Origin of the sequence: Fervidobacterium pennivorans (assembly GCF_001644665.1) — a bacterium.
GTDB lineage: Bacteria > Thermotogota > Thermotogae > Thermotogales > Fervidobacteriaceae > Fervidobacterium > Fervidobacterium ngatamarikiense.
This window is the reverse complement of the sequence record NZ_CP011393.1, coordinates 1041746-1058074: the sequence shown is the minus strand read 5'-3', so window position 1 is coordinate 1058074 and position 16329 is coordinate 1041746. Positions and strand designations below refer to the sequence as shown.

20 protein-coding genes are annotated in these 16329 nt (G+C 38.7%); 15 read left to right on the top strand and 5 right to left on the bottom strand.

Going from position 1 to position 16329, the window contains the following annotated elements; genetic code table 11:
- Positions 1 to 5 precede the first annotated feature (5 nt).
- From JM64_RS04960 to JM64_RS04950, 3 genes are all read left to right on the top strand, one after another.
- Entirely contained in the window at positions 6 to 1004 is a 999-nt protein-coding gene (locus tag JM64_RS04960) for a phospholipase C/P1 nuclease family protein (RefSeq protein WP_064011734.1), read from the top strand.
- 200 nt (positions 1005 to 1204) lie between these two features.
- Complete coding sequence (gene glyA / locus JM64_RS04955; RefSeq protein ID WP_064011733.1) at positions 1205 to 2482, top strand: serine hydroxymethyltransferase; 1278 nt, start codon at positions 1205 to 1207, stop codon at positions 2480 to 2482.
- A 26-nt stretch (positions 2483 to 2508) separates the two neighbouring features.
- The gene (locus tag JM64_RS04950; RefSeq protein WP_064011732.1) at positions 2509 to 3744 is read left to right on the top strand and encodes a DUF1015 domain-containing protein; all 1236 of its coding nucleotides are present in this window, start codon (positions 2509 to 2511) and stop codon (positions 3742 to 3744) included.
- Positions 3745 to 3777: 33 nt separating this feature from the next.
- Here JM64_RS04950 and disA read toward each other — a convergent pair whose 3' ends face one another.
- Positions 3778 to 4842 carry a DNA integrity scanning diadenylate cyclase DisA gene (gene disA / locus JM64_RS04945; protein WP_064011731.1) on the bottom strand — a complete coding sequence of 355 codons (1065 nt, stop codon included), beginning with the start codon at positions 4840 to 4842 and terminating at the stop codon, positions 3778 to 3780.
- A 281-nt stretch (positions 4843 to 5123) separates the two neighbouring features.
- Between disA and JM64_RS04940 the strand changes: the two genes are divergently transcribed.
- Genes JM64_RS04940 through JM64_RS04915 form a run of 6 tightly spaced genes read left to right on the top strand, consistent with a single transcriptional unit; the run spans position 5124 to position 9710 of the window.
- The gene (locus tag JM64_RS04940) at positions 5124 to 6065 is read left to right on the top strand and encodes an ROK family protein (RefSeq protein WP_064011730.1); all 942 of its coding nucleotides are present in this window, start codon (positions 5124 to 5126) and stop codon (positions 6063 to 6065) included.
- Between the two features lie 42 nt (positions 6066 to 6107).
- Positions 6108 to 6542, top strand: coding sequence for an OmpH/Skp family outer membrane protein (locus tag JM64_RS04935; protein WP_064011729.1), 435 nt, complete (start codon positions 6108 to 6110; stop codon positions 6540 to 6542).
- Between the two features lie 42 nt (positions 6543 to 6584).
- A complete protein-coding gene (gene lptB, locus JM64_RS04930) occupies positions 6585 to 7331 on the top strand; it encodes an LPS export ABC transporter ATP-binding protein (RefSeq protein ID WP_064011728.1) in 747 nt (248 codons plus the stop codon).
- Positions 7332 to 7358: 27 nt separating this feature from the next.
- Complete coding sequence (locus tag JM64_RS04925; protein ID WP_064011727.1) at positions 7359 to 7958, top strand: TIGR03936 family radical SAM-associated protein; 600 nt, start codon at positions 7359 to 7361, stop codon at positions 7956 to 7958.
- Positions 7955 to 8317, top strand: a complete 363-nt coding sequence (locus JM64_RS04920) for a response regulator transcription factor (protein WP_064011726.1) — start codon at positions 7955 to 7957, stop codon at positions 8315 to 8317. The genes JM64_RS04925 and JM64_RS04920 overlap by 4 nt, the downstream gene beginning before the upstream one ends.
- On the top strand, positions 8310 to 9710 hold the full coding sequence (locus JM64_RS04915; RefSeq protein ID WP_082868303.1) for a SpoIIE family protein phosphatase: 1401 nt from the start codon (positions 8310 to 8312) through the stop codon (positions 9708 to 9710). The genes JM64_RS04920 and JM64_RS04915 overlap by 8 nt, the downstream gene beginning before the upstream one ends.
- 121 nt (positions 9711 to 9831) lie before the next feature.
- On the opposite strand, the gene JM64_RS10000 is transcribed toward JM64_RS04915, so the two are convergent.
- The gene (locus tag JM64_RS10000; protein WP_231882290.1) at positions 9832 to 10032 is read right to left on the bottom strand and encodes an IS1/IS1595 family N-terminal zinc-binding domain-containing protein; all 201 of its coding nucleotides are present in this window, start codon (positions 10030 to 10032) and stop codon (positions 9832 to 9834) included.
- Positions 10033 to 10156: 124 nt separating this feature from the next.
- Here JM64_RS10000 and efp point away from each other — a divergent pair, with 124 nt between their 5' ends.
- The 6 genes from efp to JM64_RS04885 all read left to right on the top strand — a co-directional run bounded on the left by efp (position 10157) and on the right by JM64_RS04885 (position 13773).
- Complete coding sequence (efp, locus tag JM64_RS04910) at positions 10157 to 10714, top strand: elongation factor P (RefSeq protein ID WP_014450941.1); 558 nt, start codon at positions 10157 to 10159, stop codon at positions 10712 to 10714.
- A gap of 49 nt (positions 10715 to 10763) precedes the next feature.
- Positions 10764 to 11081, top strand: a complete 318-nt coding sequence (locus tag JM64_RS04905; protein WP_064011725.1) for an Asp23/Gls24 family envelope stress response protein — start codon at positions 10764 to 10766, stop codon at positions 11079 to 11081.
- Between the two features lie 35 nt (positions 11082 to 11116).
- Positions 11117 to 11542: a transcription antitermination factor NusB gene (nusB, locus tag JM64_RS04900; protein ID WP_064011724.1), complete on the top strand. Its 426-nt coding sequence runs from the start codon at positions 11117 to 11119 to the stop codon at positions 11540 to 11542.
- A gap of 101 nt (positions 11543 to 11643) precedes the next feature.
- Positions 11644 to 12156 (top strand): hypothetical protein, encoded by a 513-nt coding sequence (locus JM64_RS04895; protein ID WP_064011723.1) that lies wholly within the window; start codon positions 11644 to 11646, stop codon positions 12154 to 12156.
- A 58-nt stretch (positions 12157 to 12214) separates the two neighbouring features.
- A complete protein-coding gene (folP, locus tag JM64_RS04890) occupies positions 12215 to 13015 on the top strand; it encodes a dihydropteroate synthase (protein ID WP_064012521.1) in 801 nt (266 codons plus the stop codon).
- A gap of 17 nt (positions 13016 to 13032) precedes the next feature.
- Positions 13033 to 13773 carry a pseudouridine synthase gene (locus JM64_RS04885; protein ID WP_082868302.1) on the top strand — a complete coding sequence of 247 codons (741 nt, stop codon included), beginning with the start codon at positions 13033 to 13035 and terminating at the stop codon, positions 13771 to 13773.
- Positions 13774 to 13841: 68 nt separating this feature from the next.
- On the opposite strand, the gene JM64_RS04880 is transcribed toward JM64_RS04885, so the two are convergent.
- The 3 genes from JM64_RS04880 to JM64_RS04870 all read right to left on the bottom strand — a co-directional run bounded on the left by JM64_RS04880 (position 13842) and on the right by JM64_RS04870 (position 16258).
- The gene (locus JM64_RS04880) at positions 13842 to 14885 is read right to left on the bottom strand and encodes a vWA domain-containing protein (protein ID WP_064011721.1); all 1044 of its coding nucleotides are present in this window, start codon (positions 14883 to 14885) and stop codon (positions 13842 to 13844) included.
- Between the two features lie 13 nt (positions 14886 to 14898).
- A complete protein-coding gene (locus JM64_RS04875) occupies positions 14899 to 15378 on the bottom strand; it encodes a hypothetical protein (RefSeq protein ID WP_064011720.1) in 480 nt (159 codons plus the stop codon).
- Positions 15379 to 15829: 451 nt separating this feature from the next.
- Positions 15830 to 16258, bottom strand: coding sequence for an Hsp20/alpha crystallin family protein (locus JM64_RS04870; RefSeq protein ID WP_064011719.1), 429 nt, complete (start codon positions 16256 to 16258; stop codon positions 15830 to 15832).
- Between the last annotated feature and the right edge of the window lie 71 nt (positions 16259 to 16329).

Genomic DNA, 16329 nt, shown 5'->3' with positions numbered 1-16329 from the left:
AGAGTATGTTGGAAAAGAACCATTTTTTGTTTTTCCTATTGTCAATTTTTTTAACACTTTCAAGTTTCTTGTTCTCTTGGAGTGGGCATGAGTCTTATACTTATCTGGTTGTGAAATCACTGAGCATGAATCTCGATAAGTTAGTCGAGATAAGACCTTATACGTATAAAGAAACCCGAGTTTACAACACGAAGTATTACTACACCGATGATTTTGCTGGTCAAAGAAAATTTTTTGACCCAATGAACGATGGAAAGTTTCCACCAGACCCAGCTCCAGTTGATGGGAAGCTTCCTGCATGGCAAATATTAACTATTTACGCACAGTTCCCAGATTTTGGCATGGATGAAGAGTTGAATCTTTCTCCTCTCCAGTCACTTATAGGTAACAGTCAAGGGGTTAGACACATGAGGTACAAGCTCGGATTGATTGAAGCATTTGAAGGTGACAGGTCGTTCTTGTATTTTGTTGATATGTCAAAAGAGGCGTTTGCTAAAGGGGATGAATATTGGGGATATAGATTTCTCTCTTACGCTCTCCATTACATGGAAGACCTTTTCCAGCCCTACCATGGAACTCCTGGCACTTTCTGGGAAGTTGTGAGAAGTTTGATGGATAAGAAAACAAAGAACCTTTTGAACAACGCGCATTACGCTTACGATAATTATTTAGCTTACTTGATTCATTACTCAAAACACAGCGAAGAAGTTCGCAACCTGATAATAAACACTCCGAAAAGAAGGATACCTTCCAACTATGAAGCAGTTATAAACGAAGTTATGATGTACGGTTATTCAAGATTCCCTGAGGTTCACAAACACATAAAAGCTGCGATGGGAGATATTTTGATAGAACGGATTCCAACAATCGATGACTACAAAAAATTGGAAGCGGAAGGTAAACTTGACGAGCTTTACAAAGTAACCAAAGAGATAATAGTCGTTATGACAGGAACGATAAAAGCTTTCCTTGAAAGTTATTTAACAACATACGCGCACAAATAATTGAAACAACTTAGGAAGCGTATACTAAGCATATATGAAGAATAAGATTCGATAGCTATGTTTTTGATATCTAAATGGTAAAAATACATGAATAAAGTAATTTTTCAAAGATGCGTGGAGTTTTTTGGACTCCACGTTTTTTTATTGAGAATGTATAATGGATAACGGACTAATGCATGGTAATGTTAGGAGGTGCGGGTATGTGGGAACACGTTAAGGTTACTGACCCAGAGATTTACGAGGTGCTTTTAAAAGAATGGGAAAGGCAAGAGTACGGACTTGAGCTTATAGCATCCGAAAACTTTGTTTCTTTGGCTGTGATGGAAGCGATGGGTAGTGTTTTAACGAACAAGTACGCAGAAGGGTATCCAAAGAAAAGATACTATGGAGGTTGTGAGTGGGTAGACGTTGCCGAAACGCTTGCAAGAGAACGTGCAAAAAAACTTTTCAATGCGAAGTACGCCAACGTTCAACCACACTCAGGTTCTCAGGCAAATATGGGAGCATACTTCGCACTTGCAGAACCCGGTTCTGTACTTATGGGTATGTCTCTGAGCCATGGTGGACATCTCACACATGGTGCAAGTGTAAACTTCTCAGGTCAAATCTACAAGGTAGTCCAATACGGTGTTAATCCGCAGACTGAAGTAATTGATTATGATGAAGTTAGAAGGCTTGCGTTGGAACACAGACCAAAGATAATCGTTGCAGGTGGTAGTGCTTATTCAAGGATTATAGATTTCAAAAAATTCAGGGAAATTGCGGACGAAGTTGGCGCTTACCTCGTTGTTGATATGGCGCACTTTGCAGGTCTTGTTGCTGCCGGACTTTACCCGAACCCACTTGAATATGCACACGTTGTCACGAGTACAACACATAAAACGTTGCGTGGGCCACGCGGTGGTTTGATTTTGACAAACGATGAGGAACTTTACAAAGCAATTAACAAAGCCATATTCCCCGGTATTCAGGGTGGTCCATTAATGCATGTGATAGCCGCCAAGGCAGTGTGCTTTAAAGAGGCTCTTACTGAAGAGTTCAAAGAATACCAGAAACAAGTAGTTGCCAATGCGAAAGCGTTGGCAAAAGCATTGGAAGAAAGAGGACTTAGGATTGTATCTGGAGGAACAGATACTCATTTGATGCTCGTTGATTTGAATCCTCTCAATGTAACAGGTAAAGCTGCTGAAACAGCGCTCGGATATTGTCATATCACGGTTAACAAGAACACAATACCAAACGAAACAAGGTCACCATTCGTTGCCAGTGGCATAAGGCTTGGAACTCCTGCTCTAACTACACGTGGCATGAAAGAAAAAGAAATGGAAATTATTGCCGACCTAATCGTTAAAGTTTTGAGGAACATAAAAGATGAGGAAGGTAACATCGACGAAAGTGTTGCCAAAGAGGTTTCCTCACAAGTAATCGAATTGTGCAAGCAATTCCCATTGTATGAAGGAAAAATAAAGTTATCTTGAGATAAGGTAAATTAGGAGGTGTGACGATGGTTGTCAGACCGTTCAAAGCTTTGAGACCAACAACGGAAATGGTTTCTAAAATCGCTGCCAAACCATACGACGTTGTAACGGAAGAGCAGGCTAGAGAGGTAGCAAAGAATAATCCATACACATTCTACAAGGTTTCTAGGCCCGAAATAAACTTTGAATATCCTGTAGACACGCATGACACAAAGGTCCTAGAAACTGGAAGAAAGCATCTGGAATGGCTTATTGAAAATGGTTATATGTTCGTTGAAGATAAGCCTTGCGTTTACATATATCAACAACACTGGAAAGACCATGTCCAGACGGGTTTCTTCGCCACATTTTCGGTGGACGAATACATCGAAAACAAGATAAAGAAGCATGAACTTACAAGAAAAGATAAGGAAGACGAAAGGGCACTACATGTCAAAGTAGTCAAAGCCCACACTGGACCAGTATTTTTGATGTACAAATCTAAACCAGAAATCGATAATTTGATTTTCAAGCATGCAACAGGAACCCCGGAATACGATTTTACTGATGAAACGGGAGTAAGACATATAGTTTGGGTCTTGAGAGATGAAGAAGAAATCAAAAAGATTGTTGATGCGTTTAAGGATGTTGAAGCGTTCTATATTGCTGATGGTCACCACAGAGCTGCAGCAGCAGTAAGGGCTGCAATTGATTTTAGAAGCGAAAATCCGAACTACACTGGAGAGGAAGAATTTAACTTCTTCTTGGCGGCACTCTTTCCGCACAATCAATTAAAGATACTTGATTACAATAGGGTAGTTAAGGATTTGAATGGCATGAGTGAGGATGAATTTTTGAGAAAGGTGTCAGAAAAGTTCGAAGTTACACCTGTGGAAGGTGTTTACAAACCGGAAAGAAAACACACAATAGGTATGTATTTGTCGGGCAAGTGGTATAGGTTGGAACCGAAGAGTGGAACATACGACGAAAACGACGTTATTGCCTCACTTGATGTGTCGATACTGCAAAATAACCTTCTTGCTCCGATACTTGGAATCGAAAACCCAAGAACCGACAAAAGAATAGACTTTGTTGGAGGAATTCTTGGAATTGAAGAGTTGATAAGACTTGTTGATAGTGGGGCATTCAAAGTAGCGTTTGCTATGTATCCTACTTCTATAGATGACCTTTTGAGAGTTTCCGATGAAGGTAAAATTATGCCACCAAAGTCCACATGGTTCGAACCAAAATTGAAAAGTGGTATTGTGGTTCATCTGATTTAAGTAATGCGTTGTTAGAGTAATAGAAAAGGCGCCTTATTGGCGCCTTTTCTTTATTTCACGTAATCTTCGCAAAATTGCTCTAGCCCGTTTATCACCAATGCCCTCTACTTTCTGCAGTACATTTGGATTTGTTTTAACAAGTTGGTCTATGGACCTAAAAGACTTGATAACATTTTGCGATATGTTCATTGGTATATGAACTTCATTTTTCAGGATTCTGTAACCTCTTGGTCTTACAATTGTGTCTGAAACTTGCTGTGAATTCACAACATCGTATCCTAATACTTTAGCAAATGGAACAAGTCGATGGTCGATTTTAAGCATAGTTTCGAGAATCTGTTTTGCCTCGTCTTCGGTAATATCTTTTTTTGAGTAATCCATGATTATCAAAATCAGTATCTCATCTAGGTCTTTAAGAACTTCTCGCAACCTAAGTTGAGACAACCGGCCCTCAACACCTAATTCAATGATACTCGTTTCGATACTGGATGATATTGATTTGATTTCTATTCCTCTGATGAGTATCTCGCAAACAGAACCTAATGAAACGCTTCCTTCAATCTCAAGTTTGTCAAGCACTTCTAAACTTTTGTCAAAAGATTCTCTGAATCTTTCAAGAGCATTAATCGTCTGACCAACCTTTGTTAAGACAAGGTTTATGTCACCAAAAACATATTTTTTGTCTTTATAATACAGTGTCACAACGTTTCTTCTCTTTGAAACAGCTACAACCATAACCCCCAACTGTTTAGCCAATCTTTCCGCTGTTCTGTGACGAGTCCCAGTTTCCGTTGTAGAAATGCTAGGGTCCGGCACTATGTGAACATTCGCAGCCAAGATTTTTGATGCGTTCTTGTCCATAACTATGGCTCCATCCATTTTTGAAAGTTCGTACAATCGTTCAGGTGAGAATGGACAGTCTAATTTGAAGCCTGCTTGCAGTATGCTGGAATATTTTGGGAATTCCTCTTCATCGATAAAGACTATCAATGCCCCCAACTGAGCATGAATGATATCATCGAGGGCTTTTCTAAGTTTTGTACCCGGAGATAGAAGTTTTATCTTCTCAATCAGCTCATGTTCAATGACTTCAGGCATACAATCACATCCTTGGAAAGCATTATTTTGAATTTAAAAGATATGCCTTTTGAAAAATTCTCATCTTGTAAAGCGATTCATAGCGATTTCCTCAAAATTCTAAGGGTTTTCCAAGGCTTGATGTGGTACAATTACTTTTAGCAAGTCGATGTTTCAAACTTGTAGTCAAAACTTCCATTAAATATTATACACCATTACGTGAGGTTGTGTTATAATGATTTAGGATTTTTGTATTCAACTCGGTGGCAGATACCAGTAACTTGCTAAGGGAGGAAAAGCGAGTGTACATAGTAGGTATAGATTTAGGTGGAACCTTTTTCAAAGTAGGTTTGGTTGATGCAAAGGATGGAAAGATTATAAAAAAGATTGAGAGAGAAACAAAAGTACATGAGGGGAGAGTTAAAGTAGTTGAGCGAATGGCACAGGCTGTCTTGGAAATAACAGAAGGTTTCGAATACACTGGTGTTGGAGTAGGTTCACCGGGGTCTATAGACCACGATAGGGGAATTGTACGCTTCTCACCAAATTTCCCTGATTGGGTGGATTTTGAACTTGGTGGAGAGCTTTCTTCTTTGCTTAACAAACCTGTCTTTGTTGAGAACGATGCGAATGCATTTGTGCTTGGTGAAAAGTGGTTTGGGGCAGGTAAAGGGCACGAGCATATAGTTGCACTAACACTTGGGACAGGTGTAGGTGGAGGGGTTATTTCTCACGGTGTTCTAATAACGGGAAAAGATGGAATAGGAACTGAATTAGGGCATGTTATAGTAGAGCCGAATGGACCTTTGTGTGGGTGTGGAAATTATGGTTGCCTCGAAGCGATAGCTTCAGCTACAGCAATAAAGCGAATGGCTATAGAGGGACAGAAAAAATTCCCGGAATCTGAAATATTCAAAGCTGAAGAAATTAGTGCAAAAATTGTTTTCGACGCTGCAAGAAACGGAGATTTGCTTGGTCAAACTATAGTGAACAGAGTTGTTAATGCATTAGCTATAGGTGTGGCTAACTTCATCCACATATTTAATCCAAGTATAGTTGTTGTCGGCGGTGGAGTTTCTCGTGCCGGTGATATTCTTTTCACACCATTAAGAGAAAAAGTTAAACATCTTGTTATGCCTTCTTTTAAAGGAACCTATGAGATTGTTCAAAGTCCATTGGTTGAAGATGCAGGCATACTTGGAGCAGCTTCTATCGTATTGCAAAGAAAGATGAACCAACAATAAGTTGGGCAATTTTAAATCATCACATTTGGAGGTGTCTTTAGCATGAGCAAGTACTTTTTCTACGTTTTAGTTGCAACGTTTGTAGTTCTCGCTGTTATTATTGGAACGGCAGCAGATTCCAAAACAGGTCCAAAGCTGGGGTATATCGATCCAAACAAGGTCTTACAAAACTACGATAAGTGGGTTAATTTCCAAAAGCAGATGCAGGACGAAATAGCAAAATACCAAGCAGAACTCGACAAAATAAAAGACCAAAATCAGAAACAGCAAAAGTATTTAGAATACCAGCAATTGATTAATAACAAGATAGCGCAAACTCAACAACAGATAGAAGCCGAAATTTTGGCAAAGGTCAAAGAATATGCTGAAGTAATGGGGTATGATTTTATTTTCAACAGCACGACAATGGCTTACGGCAGTCAGGCTTATAATATAACGGATGCATTCATCAAGTATCTAAAAACATCTAAGAAGTAATGAATTAGACAACAACTACGAACACGGAAAACTACTTGGAATATGCGTCACAAGATAGTAGAAACGGGAAAGGATTTCGACCAGATTTCCTGCGAAGGGATATACAAAAGATTTGGCAGAAAAGAAGTTCTTAAGGGCGTTAATATGTATGTAAACACCGGAGAGGTGGTAGGCTTGCTTGGTCCAAACGGATCAGGCAAGACTACTTTATTTAACATCATACTAGGTGTAGTTGTCCCAACGAAAGGAAAAGTCTATTTCAACGGTAAAAATATCACAAACATGCCTATTCATAAAAGGGCTAGGCTTGGGATAACGTATCTCCAGCAAGAAACGTCGGTTTTTAGGGGTTTAAGGGTGGAGGATAATATCAGACTTGTTTTGGAGTTTCAAAAACTGAAGAAAAAAGAAATAGAATCCATTATCAATAACACACTTACCGAGTTTGGAATAGAATCGTTGAGAAAACAGTATGCTTTCTCCCTTTCTGGCGGTGAGAAAAGAAGATTAGAGCTGGCAAGGATGATGTCACTAAAACCAAGATTCGTCCTTCTTGATGAACCGTTTATCGGTATAGATCCAAAAACTGTAAAAGAAATACAAAAAGTCGTATTAAGTTTGAAAGAAAGAGGGATGGGTGTAATCATTACTGACCATTCCGTAGAAGCGTTGAAACCTATTGTTGATAGGTTGTACGTGATACACAAAGGAGAAGTCTTGGCGGAAGGAAAGCCCGAGGAAGTTTTGGCAAACGAAATGGTCAAAACTGTCTACCTTGGTGAAGAATAAATTAATGAATTACTTCTGGAGGGCGCAATGATTTTATTGTTCAAAAAGAAAGGACTTTTGAGATTCTTGTCAGCTATTGAAACTTCAAATGCAGTCATTAGGACTTTGCTAAGAGCAGGTTTAAAAATCCAGTATTCTGAAGGATTTCACCCAAAACCGAAGGTTTCCTTTTTGGACACGGTCGCCACAGGTGTAATTGATTTGGCACTTTATGTAAATGTGAAACTCGAAGAGACTGTTGACAACCTTGACATTGAAAACTTAAAACGTGGTATAAAAGATGTTTCTGTCAATGGCTTGGAGTTGGATGAGATATTTCCAATAGAAATCAATCTAAACGAAATCGTCTCTTCTTATGAGTATGTCTTGTTTTCGCGAAAGGTTCCAGCCCTTGAACAGGTAGTTTACAAGCATTCAGGTAAATCATTTGTGCCTAGTGAAGTAATGGAACACTGTGAGGTCACTTTGAAAAAAGGACTTTATATGGTAAAATACACTGTAGACCGACAGAAGATATTTAACCCTTACTTGATAGATGGTGTTTTCTTAGCTATCAGAACGAAAGCATTTTCAAAAGAAACCGAACTACGCGATTTGTTAAATAAAAACGGGGGGAAACCTTCATGAAAGTTCTTGTTGTTGATGACTCGGATGTGCTGAGAAAGATTACAGTGTTCAATTTGAAAAAATTGGGAATGGAAGTTGAAGAAGCTGTGGATGGGGTAGATGGACTGGAAAAAATGCGTTCATGGCATCCGGATGTGGTTATTCTTGATATCATGATGCCTCGAATGGATGGATTTACTGTCTTGAAAGAGATGAAGAAAGACGAAACGATAAGAGATATCCCGGTGATTGTTTTGACCGCAAAGGGCGGTCAAGATGATGAGCAAATAGCACTCTCGCTTGGTGCAAAAAAAGTAATGACAAAGCCGTTCAGCCCCACACAGCTTGTTGAGGAGGTAAAAAGTTTAGTAAATGGTTGATAGAGGGAATGAGATACAGATTATGGAAACATTGAAACCCCTTGTGGAATTCTTGGAGAAAATATCCAGGCTATTCGAAAGGGATTTTAAACCAGTGAATAGTCTGGAAGATTTGTTTGTTGCAACTAAAGAGCTCTATGAGTATATACAAAGATGGGTTTTAGACCAGAAGTCTAACAACGAAGCATTACAACAACTTATTGATGCTCAGCTAGAAGAATTAACTGCAACATACGAGGGGCTATCTGCTTTGTTTGAAATAAATAAGATAATCTCTTCTGTTGAAGAACCTTGGATGATTCTGAGCAGTGTCCTGAAGCTCTTAAAAAATGCTGTTAACTTTTCCACAGGTGCTGTTTTACTTAGGATTAATGATAAGCAATATTTAGAATACTACGGTGATAAAAGCACTGAAAATATCATTAATGAATTAATTCAAAGATATCAACAAGAAGAAAATACAATTTTTGTTGACGTTGATAATGATGTTGGAGGACACATTGCGATTCCTCTTAAATCAGAGATAGGGGACTATGGAATAATGGTTCTTTCCGCTTATGGTTCCAAGAAGATATTCACAGCAGGAGACAAAAAAATTGCCGAAGCGGTTGCACAACAAATTCTTACAGCTGTTAACAGATATGTGATGCTCCAAAGAGAGATAGAGAAAAAGCGACTCGAAGAGCAGATTCAGATTGCAAGAAGTATCCAGATGGGGTTGTTGCCAAAGGAATTTCCCACCAACGAAAGGTTTGATATATGTGCACAAAGTGCACCAGCAATTCAAGTTGGTGGTGATTATTACGATGTCTTTGCAAGAGATGATGGAACAATAATATGCTGCATAGCAGATGTCTCCGGAAAAGGTTTGCCAGCGGCACTTATAATGTCTTCTTTTAGAAGTATGTTTAGACTTTCAACTAAAATCTCTGATGATTTAAAAATGCTGGCTGAACAATTTGATAGGATGATACATCAGGATTTTGAAACAGGAAGGTTTATTACATCGATTATCTTTAAAATCACCCCTGATGGTGAGTTGGAGTACGTTAACGCAGGTCACGACCCTCTGTATATACTTAGGGAAAACAAAATAATAAAGCTTGAATCTACGGGTACACCTTTTGGAATACTTGGCGAAGGTTGGTACGATGTCGAGAGATTCAAGCTTCAAAAGAATGACCTTATAGTAGCTTACACTGATGGTGTTGTTGAAGCTCGAAATATAGCAGGTGAAGAGTTCGGATTTGAGAGGTTACAAGAGCTGATAATAAGGAACAGATACTTGAAAGCGTCAGACATAGTTGATAAAATAATGAACGCGGTCTTTGAGTTCTCTCATGGAACAGTTCAGCACGATGACACTACGGTGCTAGTTGTAAAATACGAATAGATTGGCTAAAATGGATTCTAAATAAACAAAAAAGGATAGTGTTAACTTGTAGTGATGAAAGAGTGTAAGTGTGAAAGAATGTGATTGATATTACCATTGTGCGTTTTCCAAAGATTCTTCACTACACAAAGACCTTAGATTTACCACAAGAAGTGCATTTGGGATAAGGGAAAGGGAAGTTTTTGCGTTTTTGAGAATGGGAAAGTTTGAAAGAAAGATGGCAGAGTTTGCAAAGGAATTGTTGGTTACCGTATTTGTCGTGACCGTTTTTGTATAAGCTGGTGGAACCGCATTTAGGACAAGAGAGCGTTGAGTTGTTCATATCGGGATACCTCCTTTGTCAAGAGATGGTTGGGGGGTGTCCCCTCTTTAAAGGATAATGCGGTTTTTGGAAAGTTTCAATACTTTTAGTTAACATTATCCAAAAAAGAGTTGGAGGGATTTGCATGATTGAAGTTGGTGACCTTGAAAAAGGCATGTACATAAAGTACGAAGGTGACATATACAGAATCATTGATGTTAACAAGCACTTCAGAGGAAGAGGTTCTGGACTCATCAGAACAAAACTTAAGAGCTTGTCAACGGGTCTCATTAGAGATGTTAACTTTGCAAGTGGTGAAAAGGTTGAAGAAGCGGAACTTTCATTCAGAAAAGCGGAATACTTGTACAACGATGGAGAAAACTACTATTTCATGGATTTACAAACATACGAACAATATGCAATTCCAGAGTCGGAAGTGGATGAGGCGAAATACTATCTTGTTGAAAACACACAAGTAGATCTCGTAATGCATGACGAAAAACCAATCGGTATACAGCTTCCAACAACTGTTGTTTTAGAGGTTGTTGAAACGGAACCAAACTTTAAAGGTGACACTGTCTCCGGTGGAGGAAAACCTGCGGTTTTGCAGACAGGTTTAAAGATAAGCGTTCCTTTCTTTATAAACGTTGGTGACAAGATTAAGGTTGACACAAGGACTGGAGAATACATAGAAAGAGCGTAATCTCTTAGCGTGCGTTAAAAACTTGCAACCCTTGAAAGGGGGAAGATTTATGGGAAACATAACAGTATCAGATAACGTTATTTCTGAGATTGCCTATAGGTCTATCTGTTCGGTCTACGGTGTCGAACCAGATGACAAAGATTTTAAAAAGCTGAGAAAAAACATATCCGTTGAAAGAACTCCCGAAGATAATGTTATAATCAACGTTAAGCTTGAGGCTCCATACGGAGAAAATATACTAGAATTCTCCAAAAACATCATGAAAACCATAACCGAGAATGTTTCCCAGATGACGGAAAAGGTCGTCGAGGCGGTAAATGTTGTAGTCATAGGTGTCTCAGAGAGGGAATTTAACAAAAATTCATAAATTTCTAGATAAGTTATTTCAAGGGGTTGAATGATTTGGTATCAAAGAGACGGAAGCTTAGAGAAGCTGTAGTGAAAGCGCTTTTCCAACTGGACTTCAGGCCTGATGAATTCGAGGATATATTACGCGACACATTGAACGATGAGAGAATACATGAAGTAAAAAAAGATGTTGAAAGGTATTTGAAAAGAATACATGAGAACAGAGAGAGAATAGATGAAGTAATTTCAAAATATCTTTTGAACTGGGATTTTGGAAGAGTGTCGTATATTGACCGTAGTATCTTAAGGTTAGGAGCTTACGAGCTACTTTATGAAATGGACGTACCGATAGAAGTTACTTTGGACGAAATGGTGGAAATTGCCAAAAAATACGGGGCCGAGGAAAGTGGGAAGTTTGTTAATGGTGTGTTGGACAAGATAGCAAAGACAGAAGCGCCAAAGGAAAAGTTTGATTTGTAAAAGCTTTTCGTTTGCTGAGTTTAATTTCTTTTTCTTTCTTATCGTTTCTGCTTATTGTTGCTTAAACGTATCTCAAGGGGGAAAGTGGGGGTTCTCATTTTGTGAGTTACGTAGAATTTATTATATTTTTGGTCGTTGCGAGTTTGATTCTGACATGTGCGTTCGATGGATACAGCCATGTGTTGCAACACATGGCTTATATTTTAGATACGAACCGAAGAACTTTGAGAACTTTTCATATGATAAACTACCTGAGATTTGACTTTCACAGACACAGCGTTGCAAATCCGAATGTTAAAGTCAGTCAAACTGAAAACTATACGACATTCGCATTCGATGAAGAGATAGACGGACAACTTAAAAGAGTGCTTTACAAAGCCATGAAGGCTTTTGACGGTAGAACGATTATATACAGAGACGTCTATGAGCCTTTTGGCAGTGGCTATAAATTGATAAATAGACGAGTATACACACTTGAAGGATTATATAAACTTTATCTATCGAAAGATAAAAAATATCTTATCATACAGACTGACTGCTATGAGAAAACTCTAATTCCTCTCAGTCCTCCAAATGTTCAAATCCTAAGTATAATTGTCACAAAGGAACAATAGATAGGGAGTGAGTGACGTGGATAGAGTGGATAGAAATGTTCGTTTGATTGATGAACTCATGAATTCCAAAAGAACAAAAGTCATGGGCATAATAAACGTAACGCCAGATTCTTTCTATTCTGGTAGCCGTGTTAGTGAAACTGAGCTATTAGAAAAAGTAGAAGACATGATAAAAAACGGTGTCGATATTATAGACATTGGTGGAGAAAGTACCAGACCGGGTGCAGAACCGGTTCCTCTTGAAGAGGAAATAAGAAGAACTGTAACAGCAGTGAAACTCATAAGGAGAAATTTCGATATCCCTATTTCCGTTGATACCTACAAATCGGAAGTTGCAAGACTTTCTTTAGAAGAAGGAGCGGATATAATTAACGACATAAGTGCTTTAAGGTTTGACGAAAAGATGGTTGATGTAGCTGCGCATTACAAATGTCCAGTAATCATAATGCATATGAAAGGCACTCCGAAGACAATGCAGGAAAATCCGGAATATACAGATGTTGTTGGAGAAATCATTGAGTTCTTCAAGGAAAGAATCGAATTTGCCAAAAGTCACGGAATTGAGCAATTGATAATCGACCCTGGCATCGGTTTTGGAAAAAAGCTTGAACACAATTTAGCGATATTTAAGCACATAGAAAAATTCAAAGAGCTTGGATACCCGGTCCTGATTGGTGCAAGTAGAAAATCGATGATAGGCATGATATTAAACCTACCACCAGAAGAAAGGCTGAATGGTACACTTGCTTTGACTGCTTTTTGCGTTCTGCACAACGTCGATTTTGTGAGAGTTCATGATGTGAAAGAGAATATAGAGGTTGTTAAAGTCTTGGAAGCGATTAAGAATTTTAACGGTTAATAAAGGAAGAAGGTAAGATGAGAATGAAAGAATACGAAAAAGAAAAAGAGAATCGAATAAAAAAGATTCGTTTGGACAGATTTTTGTCGAACGCACATGTTGGCTCTCGAACAGAAGTTAAGATGTATATTAAAGACGGACGCGTCAAAGTTAACGGAGAAACAGTTTATAACCCTGCATTCTATGTGACGGAAGAAGATGTTATCACAATAGATGATGTAACTGTGGAGGCTCATCGTTTTGTTTATATAATGCTAAATAAACCTGCTGGTTTTGTATCTACAACGTCCGAAAACGAACCGAGTGTGCTCAATCTTATTGAGCATCCATACGTTAATGAGCTCCACATAGCTGGTAGACTCGACAAGGACGTAGAAGGTCTTTTGATTCTAACTAACGATGGTGAGTTTACACATAGATTGATATCACCAAAAAAGAAAGTGGAAAAAGAATATTACATATACCCAAGAAAACCTGTGACCATCACTCAAGAAATGGAAGTAATGGTTGAAAGAGGATTAGAGGTTGATGGGGAAAAGTTTCTTCCAGGCAGGATTAGGCAAATCGATGCAAGAACGGTTTCCATAACTATCATTGAAGGAAAGTACCACCAAATAAAAAAGATGTGTAAAAAGCTAGGAATAGAGTGGGGAAAGATAAAAAGAGTTCGAATTGGTGGACTAATACTTGACCAGACTCTAAAACCTGGAGCTTGGAGAGAGCTTACAAAAGACGAGGTAAAAAAGGTTTTTGAATAAGAATGATAAGTTACCAGAAACAAAGCGATGCCCTGTGGGCACCGCTTTGTTGTTTAACCTCCTGAGAGTTAATATGTGACGTCCTGAAGTTTGAGGTATCTTTTATCTGAACCCTTTGTATAGAAAATTTCTATCGTGTGTGTTGATGCCGGTGAATCACTCTCAAATGTGACAATCCAAGATGAAGTTACGTACTCCACTATTCCGAGTCCCGTAAGATCAACATTTCCAGATGTATCAGTATATTTTATTACACCACCTGTTTTCTGGCAGAGCTCTCTTACATCCCCAGGGTTAGAAAAGTCAGTGTCGGATTCACTGTAATACCAGCTTGGAACAAAAGCACCGTGTATGGTAAAATATCCAACGAGTGTTGATAGCATTTCATTCTTTGTAAAGTGGGCAAATGGTGTTCCGTCGTCCTTATAATGTGCTGGTGCATCGGTAATAACAATCATTATTCTTTGTGCGCCGGGTCTCCATTCAAGAGCGGTCGCGGCAAACATTATCGCATCGTAAGGGTTCTCTGGAGCATCCCCGCCGTAGCCGGCATAAAGCGATGCAACGTATTCTTGAGCAGAAGCAGGAGATGTTAGATTTAGAAATCCAGGCTCAACGTCGATATCGCTTGGAGGATTCACGTAATCGTCGAATGGTATGACACCAATCTTGACATCTAATCCACTATTTGCAAGTGAGTTCGCAAAAGAGATTATGCTGTTTTTAGCGCCGTCAATAGCATTCCACATACTTCCAGTTACGTCGAGAATAATAGCAATATCTAATTTGTTTTTCACTGACGATTCTTTGTAAAGCACGAATCCTTGCTCTCTGTTATCTTCGAAAACTCTTAATTCGCTTGGCTGTAAATTTTCAACGCCGGGCAGGCTTATTCTTACACGCACTGGGTCTGGAACGGCGATGGGCACCAGTGTCGGTTGCTTATCTACACTTCCATAAATTTCGCTCACTGCATATTCCGATATTAATGGTTTCGTTGTTCCAGTAGGGTCAGGTGGTATAACTTTCGGAGCCTGTGGTATCTCAGAACAGCTGAACAAAAAAACTAGAACAAACAAAAAACTTAAGATGCTTACAAGCATTCTTCTCATAATCATCACTCCCTCAGAACCCAATACCTACGCCGACAGAGACTGCGTAGGTATCGAAAATTTGGAATGACGTGTTCATTGTTGCCATTCCTTCAGCGAAGAATATTATTCCGGTTCCAAACCTTATACCTGCTTTAAGATGGAATATATCCTGATACATCGCAAATTGTGTATTTTTGATATCCAAAATGATGATTGGTGCAGCTCCTGCGTAAATCAAAGTTCCCATCAACGGTATTCCTACGTAGATGTAGGGGTCAATTTCTATAAACTGAATCTCCTCGATGTTTATTTCCCCCAACTGTTTGAAAGACGAAAGCGGGTAATAACCTTCTAACATCAGAGAAATTCCTCCAGAAAGCGTTCCTATACGTGCACCGAAATACGGTCTGTTTTTCCCACCAAGTTCCATACCACCGAACGCAGATATTTCAAAGCCAAATGCTGAGATTAATGCTACAATAAGAAAAACAATAATCAAAACCCTTCTCATAACCATCACCTTCCTTTGTTTTGTTTTTTACTTTAATAGATCGAACAGGTTGTTATGTGACGGAAAATCGTAAATCGTCCAAACTTTTTCAAAATGTTTCTCTCAACCTCCTTTCTTTGACACAACATATACTAATAAGCTTTTCACCCTTCACTTTTTAATAAGACTGACAGTTTCAAATTCTTAGAAGTCAGGGGTTGTAAATTAAACAATCCATAGTTGGGGAATTACCGTTCTTAGTACGCTTCCATAATTTTAGACTCTTGCTCTAACGAAACGTTCAAAATTGACTTTGTCTACGAACATGAAAGAGTAAAAACCTAGGAGAAAGCTATGTTCTTTCACTTTGCAATTTCTTGCAAACTTTCAGGAAATGCAAAAGATTGCTAAAAAAATCAAAGGGCTCTCGTTTTCACGAGAGCCCTTCTTGTTGACGCACTAGTTATCCTGCTTATTCAACTTTTATCTCAAGAGCGGGTTTTTCTTCCTTCTTCTTTGGTAATTCTATTGTCAAAACTCCATCGTTGTATTTTGCCTTGATGTTTTGGATGTCCACGTAGTCTGGCAGTAAAAACGCTCTTTCGAATTTACCAAAGCTTCTTTCAACTATTCTGTAGTTCCTACCTTTTTCGTCTCTTTCAGCTTTCTTTTCACCCGATATTCTTAGGATTCCGTCTTCTACAGCGATTTTTAGTTCGTCTTTTTTAACTCCAGGAATTTCGAGTTCGAGAACTACTTTATCTTCTGTTTCATAGGCATCGACTTTTGGAAGAAATTCTACATCTGTTCTGAATGGTCTCATAAATTCCGAGAATAGTCTGTCAACTTCTCTCTGCAATTCCATGAATGGTTCAAATAAGTCGCTTCTTCTTGCTAACATACTCTCACCCCCTGCTCGTTGTTTTATATTTTTCCTTACGAACTCCACTTATATTATACATAATTAGCACT